The sequence below is a fragment of the Arthrobacter sp. CDRTa11 genome (assembly GCF_026427775.1).
Classification (GTDB): domain Bacteria; phylum Actinomycetota; class Actinomycetes; order Actinomycetales; family Micrococcaceae; genus Arthrobacter.
Genome location: NZ_CP044532.1, coordinates 4,495,470 through 4,511,990 on the forward strand (window position 1 = coordinate 4,495,470; position 16,521 = coordinate 4,511,990).

15 protein-coding genes and 2 pseudogenes are annotated in these 16,521 nt (G+C 65.0%); 12 read left to right on the top strand and 5 right to left on the bottom strand.

Annotated elements, in window-relative coordinates; translation table 11 throughout:
- Positions 1-23: 23 nt before the first annotated feature.
- Positions 24-803: a 3-oxoacyl-ACP reductase gene (locus F8G81_RS20420; protein WP_267276456.1), complete on the top strand. Its 780-nt coding sequence runs from the start codon at positions 24-26 to the stop codon at positions 801-803.
- A 59-nt stretch (positions 804-862) separates the two neighbouring features.
- On the opposite strand, the gene F8G81_RS20425 is transcribed toward F8G81_RS20420, so the two are convergent.
- The 3 genes and pseudogenes from F8G81_RS20425 to F8G81_RS23620 form a co-directional block, all read right to left on the bottom strand.
- The gene (locus F8G81_RS20425; protein WP_267276457.1) at positions 863-1,207 is read right to left on the bottom strand and encodes an alpha/beta hydrolase; all 345 of its coding nucleotides are present in this window, start codon (positions 1,205-1,207) and stop codon (positions 863-865) included.
- A gap of 199 nt (positions 1,208-1,406) precedes the next feature.
- Positions 1,407-1,646 (bottom strand): annotated as a pseudogene (locus tag F8G81_RS23615) (alpha/beta hydrolase); the annotation flags it as partial.
- Positions 1,647-1,677: 31 nt separating this feature from the next.
- A pseudogene (locus tag F8G81_RS23620) lies at positions 1,678-1,803 on the bottom strand (hypothetical protein); the annotation flags it as partial.
- Positions 1,804-2,019: 216 nt separating this feature from the next.
- On the opposite strand from F8G81_RS23620, the gene F8G81_RS20435 reads away from it, so the two are divergent.
- Both F8G81_RS20435 and F8G81_RS20440 read left to right on the top strand, forming a co-directional pair.
- Positions 2,020-2,535: a cyclophilin-like fold protein gene (locus F8G81_RS20435; RefSeq protein WP_267276459.1), complete on the top strand. Its 516-nt coding sequence runs from the start codon at positions 2,020-2,022 to the stop codon at positions 2,533-2,535.
- Positions 2,536-2,621: 86 nt separating this feature from the next.
- Positions 2,622-3,095, top strand: coding sequence for a GNAT family N-acetyltransferase (locus F8G81_RS20440; RefSeq protein ID WP_267276460.1), 474 nt, complete (start codon positions 2,622-2,624; stop codon positions 3,093-3,095).
- A gap of 16 nt (positions 3,096-3,111) precedes the next feature.
- On the opposite strand, the gene F8G81_RS20445 is transcribed toward F8G81_RS20440, so the two are convergent.
- Positions 3,112-3,543, bottom strand: coding sequence for a CBU_0592 family membrane protein (locus F8G81_RS20445; protein ID WP_267276461.1), 432 nt, complete (start codon positions 3,541-3,543; stop codon positions 3,112-3,114).
- A 117-nt stretch (positions 3,544-3,660) separates the two neighbouring features.
- Between F8G81_RS20445 and F8G81_RS20450 the strand changes: the two genes are divergently transcribed.
- The gene (locus F8G81_RS20450; RefSeq protein WP_267276462.1) at positions 3,661-4,584 is read left to right on the top strand and encodes a LysR family transcriptional regulator; all 924 of its coding nucleotides are present in this window, start codon (positions 3,661-3,663) and stop codon (positions 4,582-4,584) included.
- A gap of 4 nt (positions 4,585-4,588) precedes the next feature.
- Here F8G81_RS20450 and F8G81_RS20455 read toward each other — a convergent pair whose 3' ends face one another.
- On the bottom strand, positions 4,589-5,260 hold the full coding sequence (locus tag F8G81_RS20455) for a hypothetical protein (RefSeq protein WP_267276463.1): 672 nt from the start codon (positions 5,258-5,260) through the stop codon (positions 4,589-4,591).
- A 141-nt stretch (positions 5,261-5,401) separates the two neighbouring features.
- Here F8G81_RS20455 and F8G81_RS20460 point away from each other — a divergent pair, with 141 nt between their 5' ends.
- The 8 genes from F8G81_RS20460 to F8G81_RS20495 all read left to right on the top strand — a co-directional run bounded on the left by F8G81_RS20460 (position 5,402) and on the right by F8G81_RS20495 (position 16,490).
- On the top strand, positions 5,402-7,015 hold the full coding sequence (locus F8G81_RS20460) for a phospholipase D family protein (RefSeq protein WP_267276464.1): 1,614 nt from the start codon (positions 5,402-5,404) through the stop codon (positions 7,013-7,015).
- A 66-nt stretch (positions 7,016-7,081) separates the two neighbouring features.
- Entirely contained in the window at positions 7,082-8,731 is a 1,650-nt protein-coding gene (locus tag F8G81_RS23520; RefSeq protein ID WP_323809212.1) for a helix-turn-helix transcriptional regulator, read from the top strand.
- A 90-nt stretch (positions 8,732-8,821) separates the two neighbouring features.
- Entirely contained in the window at positions 8,822-9,421 is a 600-nt protein-coding gene (locus F8G81_RS20470; RefSeq protein ID WP_267276465.1) for an SRPBCC family protein, read from the top strand.
- Positions 9,402-9,776 carry a hypothetical protein gene (locus F8G81_RS20475; protein ID WP_267276466.1) on the top strand — a complete coding sequence of 125 codons (375 nt, stop codon included), beginning with the start codon at positions 9,402-9,404 and terminating at the stop codon, positions 9,774-9,776. Before F8G81_RS20470 ends, F8G81_RS20475 begins: the two co-directional genes overlap by 20 nt.
- Positions 9,777-9,928: 152 nt before the next feature.
- Complete coding sequence (locus F8G81_RS20480; RefSeq protein ID WP_267276467.1) at positions 9,929-10,486, top strand: hypothetical protein; 558 nt, start codon at positions 9,929-9,931, stop codon at positions 10,484-10,486.
- A complete protein-coding gene (locus F8G81_RS20485) occupies positions 10,483-13,344 on the top strand; it encodes an ATP-binding cassette domain-containing protein (RefSeq protein WP_267276468.1) in 2,862 nt (953 codons plus the stop codon). The genes F8G81_RS20480 and F8G81_RS20485 overlap by 4 nt, the downstream gene beginning before the upstream one ends.
- Positions 13,345-13,974: 630 nt before the next feature.
- Positions 13,975-15,231: an acyl-CoA dehydrogenase family protein gene (locus F8G81_RS20490; protein ID WP_267276469.1), complete on the top strand. Its 1,257-nt coding sequence runs from the start codon at positions 13,975-13,977 to the stop codon at positions 15,229-15,231.
- Positions 15,232-15,293: 62 nt separating this feature from the next.
- A complete protein-coding gene (locus F8G81_RS20495) occupies positions 15,294-16,490 on the top strand; it encodes an acetyl-CoA C-acetyltransferase (protein ID WP_267276470.1) in 1,197 nt (398 codons plus the stop codon).
- Positions 16,491-16,521 lie beyond the last annotated feature (31 nt).

A 16,521-nucleotide genomic window follows, 5' to 3' on the forward strand; every position in this document is an offset into this window, starting at 1 on the left:
GCCACCAGTAAGGAAAGCCAGAAATGATTGAAGTAATCTCCAACCGCCTCAAGGGACGCAGCGCTGTGATCACCGGCGGCGCCAGCGGCATTGGACTCGCTACAGCCCGCCGCTTCGCCGCCGAGGGTGCCCATGTTGTCATCGCAGACCTGGACCCAACCTCCGGCCAGCGCGCGGCCGATGAGGTGGGCGGCCTCTACGTGAAGGTGGACGTCACCAGCGAAGAAGAGGTCAAGAACCTCTACGCCGTCACCAACGAAACCTACGGCAGCGTTGACATCTCGTTCAACAACGCCGGAATTTCACCCCCGGACGACGCCTCAATCCTCGACACAGGCATTGACGCCTGGCGCAGGGTCCAGGAAGTGAACCTGACGTCCGTCTTCTACTGCTGCAAGTACGCGCTCCCCTACATGCAGGCGCAGGGCAAGGGCTCCATCATCAATACCGCGTCCTTCGTGGCCGTGATGGGTGCCGCCACCTCGCAGATCTCCTACAGTGCCTCCAAAGGCGGGGTGCTAGCCATGAGCCGGGAACTCGGCGTCGAATTCGCCCGGCAGGGAATCCGCATCAACGCCCTGTGCCCCGGACCGGTCAACACCCCGCTGCTGAAGGAACTCTTCGCCAAGGACCCAGAGAAGGCGGCCCGCCGCCTGGTGCATGTTCCCCTGGGCCGGTTCGCCGAACCGGAGGAACTGGCAGCAGCAGTGGCCTTCCTCGCCAGTGACGATTCGTCCTTCATCACAGCCTCAACCTTCCTGGTTGACGGCGGCATCTCCGGCGCCTACGTAACACCCGAGTAAAACAACAGCGGACGACGGCGGGAAGTCCCGCCGTCGTCCGCTCACGTTTCACTTTGGTACTAGAGCTTGGACCGGAAGAAGTCCGTGAGCTTGGCGAAGGAGATGAGGCCCACGCGGTCGTAGAGGTCCACATGGCCGGCGCCGGGGACCCAGAAGAGTTCCTTCGGTCCGGCGGCGAGCCGGTAGGCCTCTTCGCTGAATTCCCTTGAGTGCGCCTGGTCGCCGGTGATGAAAAGCAGCGGGCGCGGGGAGATCAGGTCCAGGTCGTTGAACGGGTGGAAGTTCATGAACTTGGTGTTGGTGGTCAGGGCGGGATGCGTGGTGGTGTTCGGGTGATACCCGCGTGCCGTGCGGTAGAAGTCGTAGAACTCCCGGTCCACAGCGGTGGATTCTGCCGTGAGCACGTCCGGTGTGCCGCCGGTGTACTGGATCGCGCCGCCGGCGAACTCGACGTCGCGCTGGGCAGCTGCCTGCGGTGATGGCCTGGCGCTGTTCCAGCGTTACGGACTTGTTGAGCCCGTCGCGGTTGGCGGCGCCCATGTCGTACATGCTCACCGTGGCGATGGCCTTGATCCTGGGATCGATCTTCGCCGCGCTGATCACAAAGCTGCCGCTGCCGCAGATCCCGATGGCCCCCACGCGCTCCTTGTCAACGAAGGCCTGCGAGCGCAGGTAGTCCACCGCGGCGCTGAAGTCTTCGGCATAGATGTCGGGCGAGACGGCGTTGCCCGGCTTGCCGGCGCTTTCTCCCCAGAAGGAGAGGTCGAAGGAGAGCGTGACGTAGCCCTGCTCGGCCATTTTGGTGGCGTAGAGGTTGGCGCTCTGTTCCTTCACGGCGCCCATGGGGTGGCCCACCACCAGCGCCGGCGCCTGCGCCAGTCAGCTTGATCAGGTTCCGGCGGGATACGCCCTGGTCCGGGAGCGTTATCGGGGCAGCGCCGGTTCCCAAAGCAGTGTTGTCGCTTCCGTTGAAGTTCGTGCTCATCGTATTCATCCTCATGATTGTCGGTTACGTATCGTGATGGACTTCGTCGTCTTTTCGAGCACATCACAGGCTCATTGGTCAGTGAGAGTCCCTGCTGGGACTGGTTTTGCCAGAGCCCCTGTAGCGAGGAACGCCAGGGAGGCTCTGCCATAACCCGTCTTGACAGAGCCCTTGTTACCGCCGGGCGCAGGCCGTTGGATGGAAAAGCAGCCGAAACGGATAGGAGACGCCGTGAAGACACTCGCCATCTTTGGGGCGGGCCTGGTCCTGACCCTCGCCGCCCTCACTGCCTGCGGCAGCACTGACGGCAGCTCCGTTGCAGATCAGCAACTCCCTACGGCTCAATCCAGTTCAGAGGACATGGTCACCATGCAAAGCTCACCCACAGCAGACGGCACACCGATCACCATAGACATCGGCGGACGGGCGGTACGAGGGATCCTCATTGACAACGCCACCGCACGCTCATTGATCGGACAGTTTCCCCTGACTCTCACGTTTAAGGACCATGGCGGCCAGGAAAAGAGCGCCCGCCTGCCAGCGCCGCTATCCCTCGAGGGCTCGCCGTCGGGCAGCGATGCGGACCCGCTGACCATCGGCTACTACGCCCCGGACCAGGTACTGGTGCTGTACTACGAACACGTCGGGCGCTTCAACGGGATCGTCCGGATCGGCACATTCGAGGACCTCGCCGCGGTACGCGACCAACCCGACGGCGTCAGCGCCAAGCTGCACCTTGCGTCATAGTTGGCGGAACCAGTAATCGACGACGACGGCGGGACCTCCCGCCGTCGTCCGCTTCCGCCTCAGCGCTAGGCGGTAAATTTAGGGTAATGATTTCCATTGACCGGGATGACCCCGCACGCCAAGATGTCCATCAGCTCCTGAGCGAACACCTTGCGGACATGTTCGCCACGTCGCCCGCAGAAAGCGTCCACGCGCTGGACCACTCGGCCCTGTCCTCGCCATCAATCACGTTTTGGACGGCCCGCGAGGCGGGCGGCCTGCTGGGGTGCGGTGCACTCAAGCTCCTGGATTCCCCGCCCAGGTCCCCCAGGCACGGCGAAATAAAGTCCATGCGTACCGCAGCGGGTGCACGGGGACGGGGTGTGGCCACCCTTATGCTCCGGCATATCCTCGACGACGCCCTGGCCCGGAACCTCGAGCGCGTCTTCCTGGAGACCGGAACCGAGGACTACTTCGCTCCCGCCCGGCGCCTGTACCTCCGCAACGGCTTCACCGAGTGCCCGCCTTTTGCCGACTACACCCTGGATCCAAACAGCGTTTTCATGGAACTCCGCTTCTAAGGAAGCGACTACTCGGTTAAGTCCGCAAACTAAGGATCGCTGAATCCGCTGCCCGCCCGTCACGCCGGCTGGCCTGGCACTCAGCCGCCCGTCCCGCGACGTCGCCGTGGACGGCAGAAGTAAACGCCTCGACTACAGCGATTTGGCCGGAGGTGTCAGGGACGCCGGGAAACTGCACCTGCGGGGCCTCAACTGCGGTCACCGGCGACTCGTGTGTGGCGCGCATGCGAAAAATCGCGACGGCAGAAATAAGGCACCAGGCAACGTTTGTGACCACTGAGGGCCACGCTTCATGGACCGCACCGTTGACGATGAAGGCACAAGCACCGATGAGGTTGGCCACCTGAAAGCGCCTACCGGCCTTCAACCAACCCATGGAAACAGACAGGTACGCCGACAGGATCAAAACTGCCCCCGACCAACCCGCGATTTCCCACAGCAGTTCCATGATGTCCTTTCAGAGGGTATTTTCCCCGGGAACGTCCCGCTTTAACAGCAATTATGGGTACGAAAAAGCTTTAGAGCAATTGCATTTAACTGAAGGTCTGGTTTAGAACTACTTAACATGGATATCGACCCGCGCAGGCTGCGCGTTCTTCTTGCCGTTGCCCGCACGGGCGGGGTGCTCGCCGCCGCTGACGAGCTGGGAATTACGGCCTCCGCCGTCTCACAGCAGCTCACCAAATTGGAGGACGAGACGGGGCACGCCATGGTGGTGCGCACGCCCAAAGGCTCAGTTTTGACCCCCGCCGGCCTGGCAGTGGCGGAAGCCGGCGAGGAGATTGAACGCGCACTCAGCGTCGCCCGCGCCCGGATCGAAGGCGGGGCCAAGATCGCAGGGGTCGTCCGCGTCGGCGGATTCACCAGCTTCATTCGGACGGTGGTGATTCCGCGCCTGCCTGAGTGGCGCTCCCAGTACCCGCAATTGCAGATCCGGATCGTCGAGGACGACTTCCCTGCCCTGATGCGGATGCTCCGCCAGCGCCAGCTCGACGCCGTCGTGGTGGAGCTCGATTCGACGACGTCCGAATCGCGTTCACTTTCCGCCGGCATGTCCGAGGAGCCCCTGCTCGACGAGCCATGGAAACTGGTGGTTCCTGCAGGCGCCCTGCTTTCCACGGAGAACATCGATCTTGGCCGGCTGCCGCTTCCGTGGCTCGGCGTCGACCCCATAGCCGCCAACTCTGCAGTGCTTGGCAGGCTCCGTCAGTCAACGGGCACGCAGATGGAAACCGTGCATCAGTACCAGGAAACACTGACCGCCCTCGCGCTCGTCGCTGCGGGCGAGGGTATTGCTATCGTGCCCACTTTGGCGTTGAGTGGCGTCGCCCACGACGGCGTGGACGTCCTGGACGTCCCCGGGCTCGGAACGCGACGGATCGTTCTGCGCCGGTTCGACCGACGACGGTCAACCAGTACGCCGCTGGACACCGTGGCACGCCTTCTACGGGAATCGGCCGGGGCGTTCGACACGCGGTCGGCACCCTGACCTTTCAGACAGGCCTCTCCGGGTTGGCGCCCTTGCGGACCTGCCGTAGCAGCGCAGCCCCGGTGGCCAGCTCCACAACGTAGACCAACAGGGGCGGCAAGTCACCGGTAGAAACCAGGACGGCGGCGAAGACCCCGGCCCCGCCCACATTGAGCCAGCCCGGCCAGCGCGGGTCCTGTGGCAGGGCGCCGGAATGGGCGTGAGCACGCGCCCGTGCCAGCAACCCGCCACCCAGGGCAGCCATGCCGGCAAGGCTCAGCCCCATATACCCCTGGAACGGCCACATGGGCACCTTCCCCAACGCGAAGGCCTCCGGATCCTTGTATCGCGCCGCCAGGTGACCCAGGAACAGACACGCTCCCGTGGCCAATGGAAGTGCAGCCGCCTGGACAAACCGCTGCCCAGCCAAGGGTTGCTGACTGCCCCGATCGCTTCCAATATCCCAGTGACGGGCGAGCATCACCACCCCAACGGGCAACGCAGCTGTGCCTGCGGCCAAGAGCATTTGCTGCGTACTCCACTGCCCAGGGTTCGCGAGCAGAATGACCAGTTTGCGCTGAGGGTCTCCTTCGACGTACACCCGCGAGACTGGCATAAAGGCCCCGGCCAGGAACGTCGCCGATCCCGCCACCATGACAGCCGCCGCTGTCGCATCTCCGCGAATTCGCCGAGCCATGGGATTACCGTAAACCTCGACGTCGGCAGAGACAAGGTTGCGAGTGACGAAGGCACCCGCTGACATTGCCCACCACAGTCGTAGGCTATGGAGTAGGCCGGACGCTTAGTGACCGGCCTCGGGTCCCGAAGGGAACGTCGAGTGAACGGTAGTCCTGATTACTGGTTCTTGGGTGCCGCTGAGCGGGGAAATGACGCCACCCGCGTGCACGCCGGCGGCGCAGGACTATCGTCCTGGTCCGAGGGCAACCTGGTGCGGCCCCTGATTCACGGGGCCGCCTACTTCACCCGGCTGCATGAGGAGCTGTCCGCTCTTCAGGCGGGAGACCGTGTCTGGTTCACCGACTGGCGTGGCGACGGCGACGAGCAGCTTACGGCGGACGGACCGGCGATCGGCGAGTTGTTGGCCCGGTTGGCGCGGGCGGGAGTGGAAGTGCGCGGCCTGATCTGGAGATCCCACGGCGAGCGCGTGTCCGCCCCCATGAGTAACCGGTCCAATGAGCTGCTCAGCCGCCAGATCAACGACGCCGGCGGCGAGGTGCTGTTGGATCAGCGCGTGCGCATCTTCGGTTGCCATCACCAGAAATTGTTCGTCATCCGCAGCGGCAGCGACCCGTCGCGGGATGTCGCGTTCGTTGGCGGGATCGACCTCTCCCACAGCCGGCGGGACGACGCCGATCACGCGGGAGACCCGCAGGCGGTGGACATGGATCCCCGGTACGGGAAACAGCCTCCGTGGCACGATGCCGCCGTCGAACTGCGGGGCCCGGTGGTGGCAGATGTGCTCGAGTTGTTCGCGGAAAGGTGGAATGACCCCCATCCCCTGGACCATCGCACACCGTACCGGATGCTCCTGCAACGCCTGGCCGATATGCCCCGGCACCCCGAACCCCTGCCCGAGACCGCGCCCCCGCCGCCACCGGCCGGCCCCCACGCCGTTCAGCTGCTGCGCACCTACGGCGTGAAGCATCCGCCGTTCCCCTTCGCCCCTGCTGGTGAGCGGAGCGTTGCCCGGGCGTACACGAAAGCTTTCGGTCTGGCCCGTTCGCTGATCTACATCGAGGACCAGTACCTGTGGTCGGCAGAAGTGGCAGCCGGAATCGCTGCGGCCCTCGAACAGAACCCCGGGCTGAACGTGATCGCCGTGGTTCCCCGCTACCCGGATTCAGACGGTCCGCTCGGAGGGCCACCCAAGCGGCTGGGGCAACTGCGTGCCATCGAAACGATACGCCGCGCTGCACCCGACAGGTTTCGCGTGTTCAATCTGGAGAACACAGCAGGGACCCCGATCTACGTGCATGCCAAGATCTGCATCATCGACGACACTTGGTTCACGTGCGGGTCGGACAACTTCAACCGTCGGTCCTGGACCACGGACAGCGAGCTTACCTGCGCAGTCATCGACACCACGGCCGGTGGGCAGGAAGCGCCCGGCGCAGACACTGGACCGGGCGCTTCCCGTCCCTTGGCCTACAGCGTCCGGCTCCAACTCTGGGCCGAACATCTGGGACTCGACGAGAGTGACCCCCAGCTCCACGATCCGGCGGACGGCCTCCGACTGTGGAACGCCGCCGCCGACGCTCTGGACCACTGGCACGAAACCGGTAGCAACTCGCCCCGGCCCCCTGGACATGTGCGGCACCACAGTACAGAACCGGTTTCGTCACTTCAGCGTCTTTGGGCGGCTCCTGCAAACCGCTTCCTAGTTGACCCGGACGGCCGCCCCCGCAAGTTGCGCGGCACTACCAAGTTTTAGGCAGGGACAAAACCAACGCGGCCGAGGGGGCTATGAGTGCAGCGCCGCTGAGCGCAGAATGAATTCATGGTGGATGCCGCGGTGTCTGAGGGCCTTGAGGAAGGTGAGCGCCTTCTCTCTTCTACCGAGTGGGCGGCTGCGGCTTCGGCGTTTGAATCCGTGCTGGCCGTCCATGACGAACCGGCGGCACATGATGGCTTGGGACGTGCGTTGTGGTGGCTTCGCGATGTTGACCGGGCCATTGCTGAGCGCACGGCGGCTTACGCCGGTTTTCGCCGCCTCGGACAGGACGCGCGTGCCTTCCGGGCAGCAGTGTGGTTGGCGCGTGAGTATGCGGAGGTACTGGGCAGCGAGCCGGTCAGCCGCGGTTGGTTTGCCCGCGCGGAGGGTCTTGCATCCGGACTGCCCGACGGTGCCGAGGTCGGTTGGTTGGCCGTCACGCGCGGCCTGTTGCGGGCCGACCCGGCAATGGCACGGGAGGACGCCGGGGCGGCTCTGAGAGTTGCGCGGAGCTCGGGTGACCCGGATCTTGAGGCGACGGCCTTGGCGCTGCTCGGACTTGGGACTATCGCGGCCGGTGACGTCTCGGAGGGCATGACGCTCGTTGACGAGGCGATGGTGGTGGTTACCGCCGGGGAACTTCAGGACAAGATGGTTTTCGGCGATGTGTGCTGCATGGTCACGCGGGCCAGCGAAGAGGCCTGTGATGCGTCCCGGCTGAGTCAGTGGAACAAAATCGTTATGCGTTTCATGCAACGCACTGGCCACCTCACGCTGCTCCAATTCTGCGGCACCTGCTGCGCTGAGATTTTCCTGGCCTCCGGTGACATCGCAAGCGCCGAGGGATGGCTCACCAAGACGCTGCACGAACTGGATCAGGGCGGCCACCGCGCACGGTGCATACACCCGGCAGCAAAATTAGCTGAATTGCGGCTGCTCCAGGGCCGTGTGGAGGATGCAAGCCGGCTGCTCGCGGGCTTTGAAGATCGCCCCGATGCATTGCTTGCGACGGCGGCAGTCCGCTTTGCTGCCGGTGACACAGCCGTGGCGGCCGCGCTGTTGCATCGCCGCATCCATGAGGTCGTCGGCGGCCTTCTCGCCGTCCCTTTGCTCGCGCTGCTCGCCGAGGTCCAGATGGCACAAAGCGACGCTGGCCAAGCATTGGAAACGGCCAAGCGTCTTGACGAGGTCGCTGCCGAAACTCATTGGCCGAAGGCTATCGGGGCCTCGCACCTTACGGCCGGCCGTGTCGCATCCGATGGTGGGGACGTTGCCTCGGCCCAGAAGCGGCTCGAATCAGCAATCGCGATCTTCGGTGAACTCAACATGCCACTCGAGGCCGCCCGTGCCAGGCTGTCACTTGCCGAAGCCCTGCGTGATTCGGACCGCGAAGTCGCCGTCTACGAGGCAGGTGTGGCCCTGGCCGTGTTCGACGAGGCGGGTGCCGCAGGCATGGCTGACAAGGCTGCGGCGCTTCTACGCGCCCTTGGCGGCCCCGCCCGGACGGGCCCCAAGGCTTTCGGCCTGCTCTCACGGCGGGAACGCGAGGTGCTCGAGCTGCTCGCTGAAGCCAAGACGAACGCCGAAATCGGGGCCCGCCTGTTCATCAGCGCCAAGACTGTCGAGCACCATGTGAGCAACATCCTCGCCAAGCTGCACTTGCGCAGCCGCGTCGAAGCAGCAGGGTTCGCCCTGCGCTCCTCCCGCCCTGAATAGGGCGATAGATGGGGGCAACCCCCCATCCTTTCGTCCCGCCGTCGTCGCATCCTTGGAGTGTCAGAAAGTCACTACACCGGGAGGTGCGGAATGAAGCAGCAACGAACAGCGGGCAACGTCCTCTCACAAGAAGTGGCGGTCACCGTCCGTGAGCACACCACTGCCCCTGCATACGCAGTCTTCGATGTCCTCACCAATTTGCCTGGACACCTCCAATGGGGAGGAGCCGAGGCTTCCACGCTTCTGTCCATGGCTGCACCGGAGGGACAGGCGCCCGCCGGAACCGAGTTCAGCTCCACAGCTGAAGACCGGATCTGCCGAATCCGAAATTCGTCGGTAGTGACCGAAGCCGTTCGGCCGTTGAGGTTTGAGCAGGTCACCGAGTCCGCCCTGGTTTCGAAGAAGAACGGGACGACGGCGGACTGGGTCCTGGTGCACCGCTACGAAATCGAGGCGGACGGAAACCAGAGCAACGTCACCTACACCTGCCGGCTGGTCCGGGCGACTGGGCTGCCGGGCCTATTGGCGATGTTCGGGATCCCGGTCCTGCGGTCAATCGCCTCGGTTCAATGGGCGCGGGCAAGCAGAGCAGGACTGCGGCGGCTCATCGCCGCAGCGGAAACCGCGGCGCAGGGTGAGCCTGCGCCAACAACAAGGAAAGAACAAGACAATGGCAAAGCTAACGATTGACGATCAGACCGCCCGCGTCGAGCGGATGACAGGCTACGAGGGCCGTTACCGCGAGGAAGACGGATACACAATCGCCTTCGAAAAGTTCGACGACGGAGGCGACTTCACACCGTATTACAAGGGCCTGCCGGATGACCGGTGCCAAAGCCACCACTGGGGGTACGTTGTGAAGGGCCGGCTCATCATGCACATGCCTGCCGGAGACGAGATCATAGAAGCCGGAGAGGCATATTACACACCTCCGGGACATACCGACGAGCTTGATCCCGGCACGGTTCTGGTGGAGTTCAGCCCGACGGAAGAACTGGCACGGACTTTGGCAGTAGTGGCGCAGAACCTTGAGGAAGCGGGCTAAACCGGCAGCGGCAGCGCTCGCGGCCAGCACTGACCGTACGCCCTGGCCAGGAATTCCGTAGTCTGCACCGCATGACATCCCCACGCGGTGACCTGACGTCACACAACGGAACGGCATCCCGCTCCTGACCAGCAACGGCCTACCCTTGACAAGTGACTTTGACTACGATCCGCACCGCCGCCGCGAGCTCCCTCGCCGCCGCAGGTCTCCTGTTTACCCTCGCCGCCTGTTCAGCACCGGCCGCCACCCAGCCAACCACCTCCGCGCCGGCTTCCACGGCAACGTCTTCCAGCAGCGCCGACTCCGGACCCTGCACCGGCGTGAAGGTCATCGTCGATTCGGGCGCCCTGAAGCAGGCTGCCGCTGACAAGTCCGTCTGCGTGCCCGTGGACGCGGCGACTCCAGCGTCCAAGGTGCTCGAAGAAGCAGGCGTCAAAACCGTAGGCACCACCCAATACCCCAACGAACTGATATGCCGCGTGAACGGCGTACCCGCCGCCGACTTCGAGATCGTCCACAAGGGCGGCACCTACAAGGAAGAATGCAGCGGCATGCCCGCCGCCTTTGCCTACTGGGCTATGTGGGTAAAGCCGGCCACCGGTGACTGGGCCTATGCCCAGGAGGGCCTCGCCACCCTGCAGATGAAGCCCGGAGAGAGCCTGGAACTGCTCTTCTCGGTCGACAACGAACCGGCCGCCCCGAAGGCATGACGTTCCGACCCGCGCCGTTACGTGCAGCGGCGGCTCTCGCCGTCGTCTTCATCGCGGCGCGGGTCATCTACCGCATCCTTTTCTACGGGGCGGGCATCGGCGAACCGGTCCTGCTCGACCTGCCGCCGGTGCGGCTGCCTGCCCCGTTCGCCCATGTGGTCCTCCTCGGTCCCGTCACGGGACCCGGCTTATGGCAGGCGGTTCTGTCCGCCCTGCCGATCGCCGGGATCATCCTCGGTTTCGGCATCCTCAACGCCTGGGTGGACATAGCCCGCGGTTTCGTGCACCTGGCCCGACGCGGACCCATGCAGGGCATTGCCCGGATGCTGGTGGTTGCATGGGCGGCGCTGCCGGCACTTGCCGACGCCGTCACCTCCGTGCGCCTGGCCTTCCGGTTGCGGGGCGAAAAGTTTGGAGCCCGCGCCCTGGTGCCCGTACTTGAGCGGACCCTGGAGCACGCCGGCCGGGTTGCCGCGGCCTTGGAGCTGCGCGGTTTCGGGAGCCGGGCAGCGCATAGCTCCAATAACGACGGCGACAATCCGCTTCTGGTGCGGGACGCACAGTTCCGCATTGGCGATGCGCAGGTGCGCGTTGCCGGCTTCACGCCGTCGAGCGGTTCAATCACGGTCATTACCGGGCCCACCGGCTCCGGCAAGTCCACCATCCTGCGGGGCATCGCCGGCCTCCTCTCCCACGTTGACGGCGGAGAAATCTCCGGTACCGTCCGCGTCGGCGGAGCGGACCGCGCCACCACGCCTCCACGCGATACCGCCCGCCTTATCGGCGTCATTTTGCAGAATCCGCGCGCAGCGTTCGCCAGCACCCGGGTCCGTGATGAAATCTCCCTCGCGCTTGAGCTGCGCGGCATGGCTTCCGGCGCCGTCAAGGCCCGGGTGCTGGAGGTCGCCGAGAGCATCGGGGTGGAAGCCCTGCTGGACCGGAATCTCAGTACCCTTTCGGCGGGTGAGGCCACGCTCGTGGCCATCGCCGCCGCCGTGGTGGAGCGCCCGCCCCTGCTCCTGGTTGATGAGCCCCTGGCCGATCTTGACACCTCAGCACGCCGGCACGTCATCGCCGTGCTCAGCGCCCTGGCCCACGAATCCGGTGTGTGTGTCATCGTGGCGGAGCACCGGGCGGAGCAGCTGGTACCGGTTGCCGACTCGTGGTGGACCATCGACGGCGGCGCCCTGGTGCCCGGTTCCGCGCCAGCCGCGCGTTCGCACCCTCTCGAGGCCAGTCCGACGCCGGCAGCGCCAGCGGATCTCGTGCCCGTTCTGACTGCCACTAACCTTGCCGTGCACCGCAAGGGCAAGCCACTCGTCCGCGAAGCGTCGCTGACCCTGCACCGCGGCGAGGTGGTGGCCCTGGTGGGGCCGAACGGGGCCGGGAAGTCGTCCCTCCTGGTGGCGCTCGCGCTCGGTGAGGGAACGGGTGGTGGCGGAACAGCCGACGGCGGCACGGGCGGTCAGAACATGCTCGGCGGCGGCCGCGTCGCCCTCGTCCCGGACGCCTCGGACGATCTCTTCACCAGGGATACTGTCGCAGCAGAGCTGCGCGCCGCCGAGCGGCGCCAGGCGCGCCGAAAGAACGGCGCCAAGCCTGAGCCGGGTTCCGCAGCTTCCCATCTGGCCCGGCTGCGGGGAGACGTCAGCATACCTATCGGACACGAGCATCCCCGGGACCTCTCTGCCGGTGAGCGCAGGATCCTTGCCATCGCGCTGCAGACCATGGACGACCCCCAGGTTCTCCTGATCGACGAGCCCACCCGCGGACTCGATCCAGCAGCGCGCGCAGCAGTCTCCACGGCACTGCGGGCCGCAGCGGACGCCGGCGCGGCCGTCATGATCGCCACACATGACCACGACTTTGCCCAAGGCCTCGGCGCGCGGATCCTTCCGATGAGTGACGGCGTCGCGCCTTCGTCCGCGGCAGCCCATGTTCCTGAAGAGCCGCTTCCGGCTCGCCAGCCAGCAGGTGCCGGGCCACGATCAAGTGTCCTCGACGAAACAGACTCCCAGAGCGCGGCCAGGAAGCCCCGCATCCGGATGCCGCGGGGCGTCGAGCTCGTAGTTCTCGCTGCCGCAAACATTTTGGCCCTTGCGGCGTTCTGCTGGCCTTTGCTCGCCGCGGCCCTCCCCCAGGATGCCGCCGCGGCGCTCCCGTATGCGGCGCTGGCCATCGCGCCGCTCGCCGTCGTTGCCATCGTGGTGTCGCTGGACGGCTCGGTCAGCTCCGCGCACACGGTGGCGTTGCTCGGTGTCCTGGCCGCCGTCGGCTCGGCGGTGCGGGTGGCAAGTACCGGCGTCGGGGGCGTGGAGGCAGTGTTTATCCTGCTGATCCTGGCCGGCCGGGCCTTCGGGGCCCGTTTCGGGCTGCTGCTGGGCGCCGCCACCATCGCCGTCTCCAGTGCCCTGTGGAGTGGCATCGGGCCGTGGACACCATTCCAGATCTTCGCCTGCGCGTGGGTGGGCGCCGGGGCCGGCCTGCTCCCCCGACGCGTGCGCGGCAAAGCCGAACTGTGGATGCTGTGCGGCTACGGCGTGGTGGCGTCCTACGTGTTCGGCCTGCTGACCAACCTGTGGTTCTGGCCCTTCGCGGTAGGCGCCGGCACCGGCATCTCCTACGTGCCCGGCGCACCTCTGGGCACCAACCTCAGCAGCTTCCTGCTCTACTCGCTGGTGACGTCAACGGCGGGCTGGGACACGCTGCGTGCCGTCACCACCATCGTCGGAATCATTCTGGTGGGCCGGGCCGTTCTCGCCGCGTTCCGGCGGGTCAAGCCGGTCGCCAGCATGGGCAGGCAAGCCGCAAAGGCTCAATCAATCCAGGCCAAAGACCGGCTTCAACTCAGGGTCTGAGTACATCGCCACCGTCCTGACCGATCGACGGAACCTCTAGGCGCTACTGACGAACTTCGATGTTGGGGTTGGTTTTCTATGACCACTTGGCCATCCGATGCCCCCGTCGAGTGATGAACGGTGAGCACCACTCTGCACGGGTATCCCTACGCCTTCGCGAAAACTATACGAAAGTTCCATTGTCGGCGTTTTAAGCACGGGCTCCGTTGACGTAACTCTTGACCATCACGTATGTGATCAATAGACTTAGTCATATGACCGACTCACTGTTTAGAAGGAGAGATTAGAGTGACGCGGGAAGAAGCCTACGCAGGATGCCCCTCGGATTCATACGTGGAGTTCTACGGCGGCCAATGGCTCATAGTTCCCTTTGCGCCTGTCGAACAGCCTCCCTTTTTCACATGCCTGCCTGGGAACAGGGCAGTTTACCGCCCCTGATTTCATTGGCGACCAGCCAAGGTTCAACCAAATGTGTTCTGCCCACTGGGGAAGTCGGCCAACGTACTGCCGATATCGGTTCAGGGACAAGCATTTAGCTGGCTCCCATTTGCCGCCACGGTGGGTTTTCCGCCCAAACTAACCGCTCCCCTGCCCTAGCAGGAGCGGAAGCCCAAGACTGAGGACTGCACGATGACGACGCCGTCAATCACCGCCCAAGAGGCCCATACCCGCGTACCGGAAGAGTTCCCGGCCGGAACAGTTGAACCCGAGTATGTTCTGACCGATCCACCTGAAATTGATCCTGCCGGTGTGTTTGTCAACATCGGTGCGGCAGACCGTGCTTACTGGGCTCGCGCCCGGACCTTTGTCCAGGAGGAAGTGCTGCCGGTCATCGGCGGCTACTGGGAGCGAGCGGAGTACCCACTGCATCTAGTACGGCGGATGGGCGAGCTTGATCTGCTACGGGATGGCGTTCAGGTTGAAGGTTTCGCCCCAATGAGCAAGCTGGCAGCCGGGCTGGTGTCCATGGAGATCAGCCGGGGCGACGGGTCCCTGAGCACCGCCATTGGCGTCCAGGGCGGACTGGCCATGCGCTCGATCGCATACTGCGGGTCAGGGGAGCAGAAGGACCGATGGCTGCCTGCTCTGTCGCGGGCGGATGACTTTGCTGCCTTCGGCCTGACCGAGCCGACCCACGGCTCGGATTCCGTAGGCCTGGAGACCTCCGCCACCCGCACCGATGGAGGTTTCCTGCTTAACGGCGAGAAGAAGTGGATCGGCAACGGTTCGATTGGCGGACTCACAGTGATCTGGGCACGAGCCGAAGACGGACAAGTCCACGGGTACCTCGTCCCCCAGGAATCCCCCGGATACAGGGCTACGGTCATCGAAGGCAAATCTTCGCTGCGGGCCATCTGGCAGGCGCATATCCGGCTGGAGAACGTCTTCGTTCCGGCCTCTAACGAATTGCCTGGCGCCACCTCCTTCAAGGACGTCGCCCGAATCCTGTTAGCCACTCGTGTCAGCGTCGCCTGGTGCGCCGTCGGCCAGGCGACCGCCTGCTACGAGACCGCGGTACAGTACGCCGCGCAACGCAAACAATTTGGCCGGCCCCTGGCCGCATCCCAGATCGTGCAGGAACGCCTGGCCCGGATGCAGAGCGAACTGGTCACCATGCAACTCATGGCCCTGCAGGCGACACGCCTGGACGAAACCGGCAATTTAACCCCTGAGCAGGCATCTCTGGCCAAATTCACCTGTACCCGCACGGCCCGTACCATCGCCGCCAACGCCCGGGACCTGCTTGGCGGCAACGGGATCCTGGTGGCCAACCGTGTAGCCCGGCATATGGCTGACATTGAAGCCCTCCACACCTATGAAGGCACTGAGACCATACAAGCCCTGATAATCGGGCGGTCCATCACAGGAATATCTGCATTCGCCTGATTTCACCGCATGGCCGCACCTACCCTTTTTCCCCCGTCATTCCTGTCCGAAAGGCAGCCCCAATGAACACCGATGCCACTACTCCCGTCATTCTCGGCGGCGCCCGAACCCCCTTCGGGCGCTTCCGGGGTGCCCTCACGCCGTTCTCCGCCACCGACCTCGGTTCCCTCGCCATCCGTGCAGCTCTGGAGCGCAGCGGCGTAGCCGCCACACAGATTGATGCCGTTGTTGTCGGCCAGGTCATCCAGGCCGGCGCTCGCCAGGGACCGGCCCGGCAGGCAAGCCTGGGCGCCGGCATCGCCTGGGACGTCCCTACGGTGACGGTAAACAAGCTCTGCATTTCCGGCCTAACCGCCATAATCGACGCTGCCCGGATGATCCGGGGCGGAGAGGCCGACTTTGTCGTGGCCGCCGGCCAGGAATCGATGACCAACGCTCCGCACCTGGTTAAGGGGCTACGGACAGGTGTAACCATAGGAGACACGCCCCTGGTGGACTCGCTGAACCACGACGGTCTGCAGGACCCGTTCAGCGGTGAACTTATGGGCTCGGCCACGGACGCCGGTAACGCCGCACGCAGCATCAGCCGCCAGCACCAGGACGAGGTCTCCGCCCTGTCCCACCAGCGCGCCGAAACCGCCCGCGCCGCGGGCATCTTCGCGGAGGAAATCGTCCCCGTGGAGATCCCGCAGCGACGGGGACCAGCGTTGACGCTCGAGGCCGACGAAGGCATCCGCCCCGGAACGACCGTGGAGGACCTCGCGGCGCTCAAGCCGGCCTTCGCGAAGGGTGAGCAGGCAACCATCACCGCAGGTTCCTCCTCTCCGCTCTCCGACGGGGCCGCAGCGGTGGTCATTGCCAGCAAGGCTGCCGCCAAAGCGGCAGGCCTGGAATGGATCGCAGAAATCGGCGCACACGGCCAGACCGCCGGCCCGGACGGGTACCTGCATTCTCAACCGTCACGAGCCATCGCGGCAGCACTCAAACGTGAAGGACTCACCACTCAGCAGTTGGACCTCATTGAGGTCAATGAAGCCTTCGCCTCCGTAGTCATCCAGTCCGCCAAAGACCTTGGCATCGATCCCGACCGCATTAACGCCGAGGGCGGAGCTATCGCCCTCGGACACCCGGTCGGCGCCTCTGGCGCCCGGCTGGTCCTGCACCAGGCACTGGCGCTCAAGCGCCGCGGCGGCGGGACCGGCGTCGTTGCCCTGTGCGGCGGCGGAGGGCAGGGCGACGCCCTGATCCTCAAGGCATAACGACGCCCTCCCACTCATCACCAAGGACACC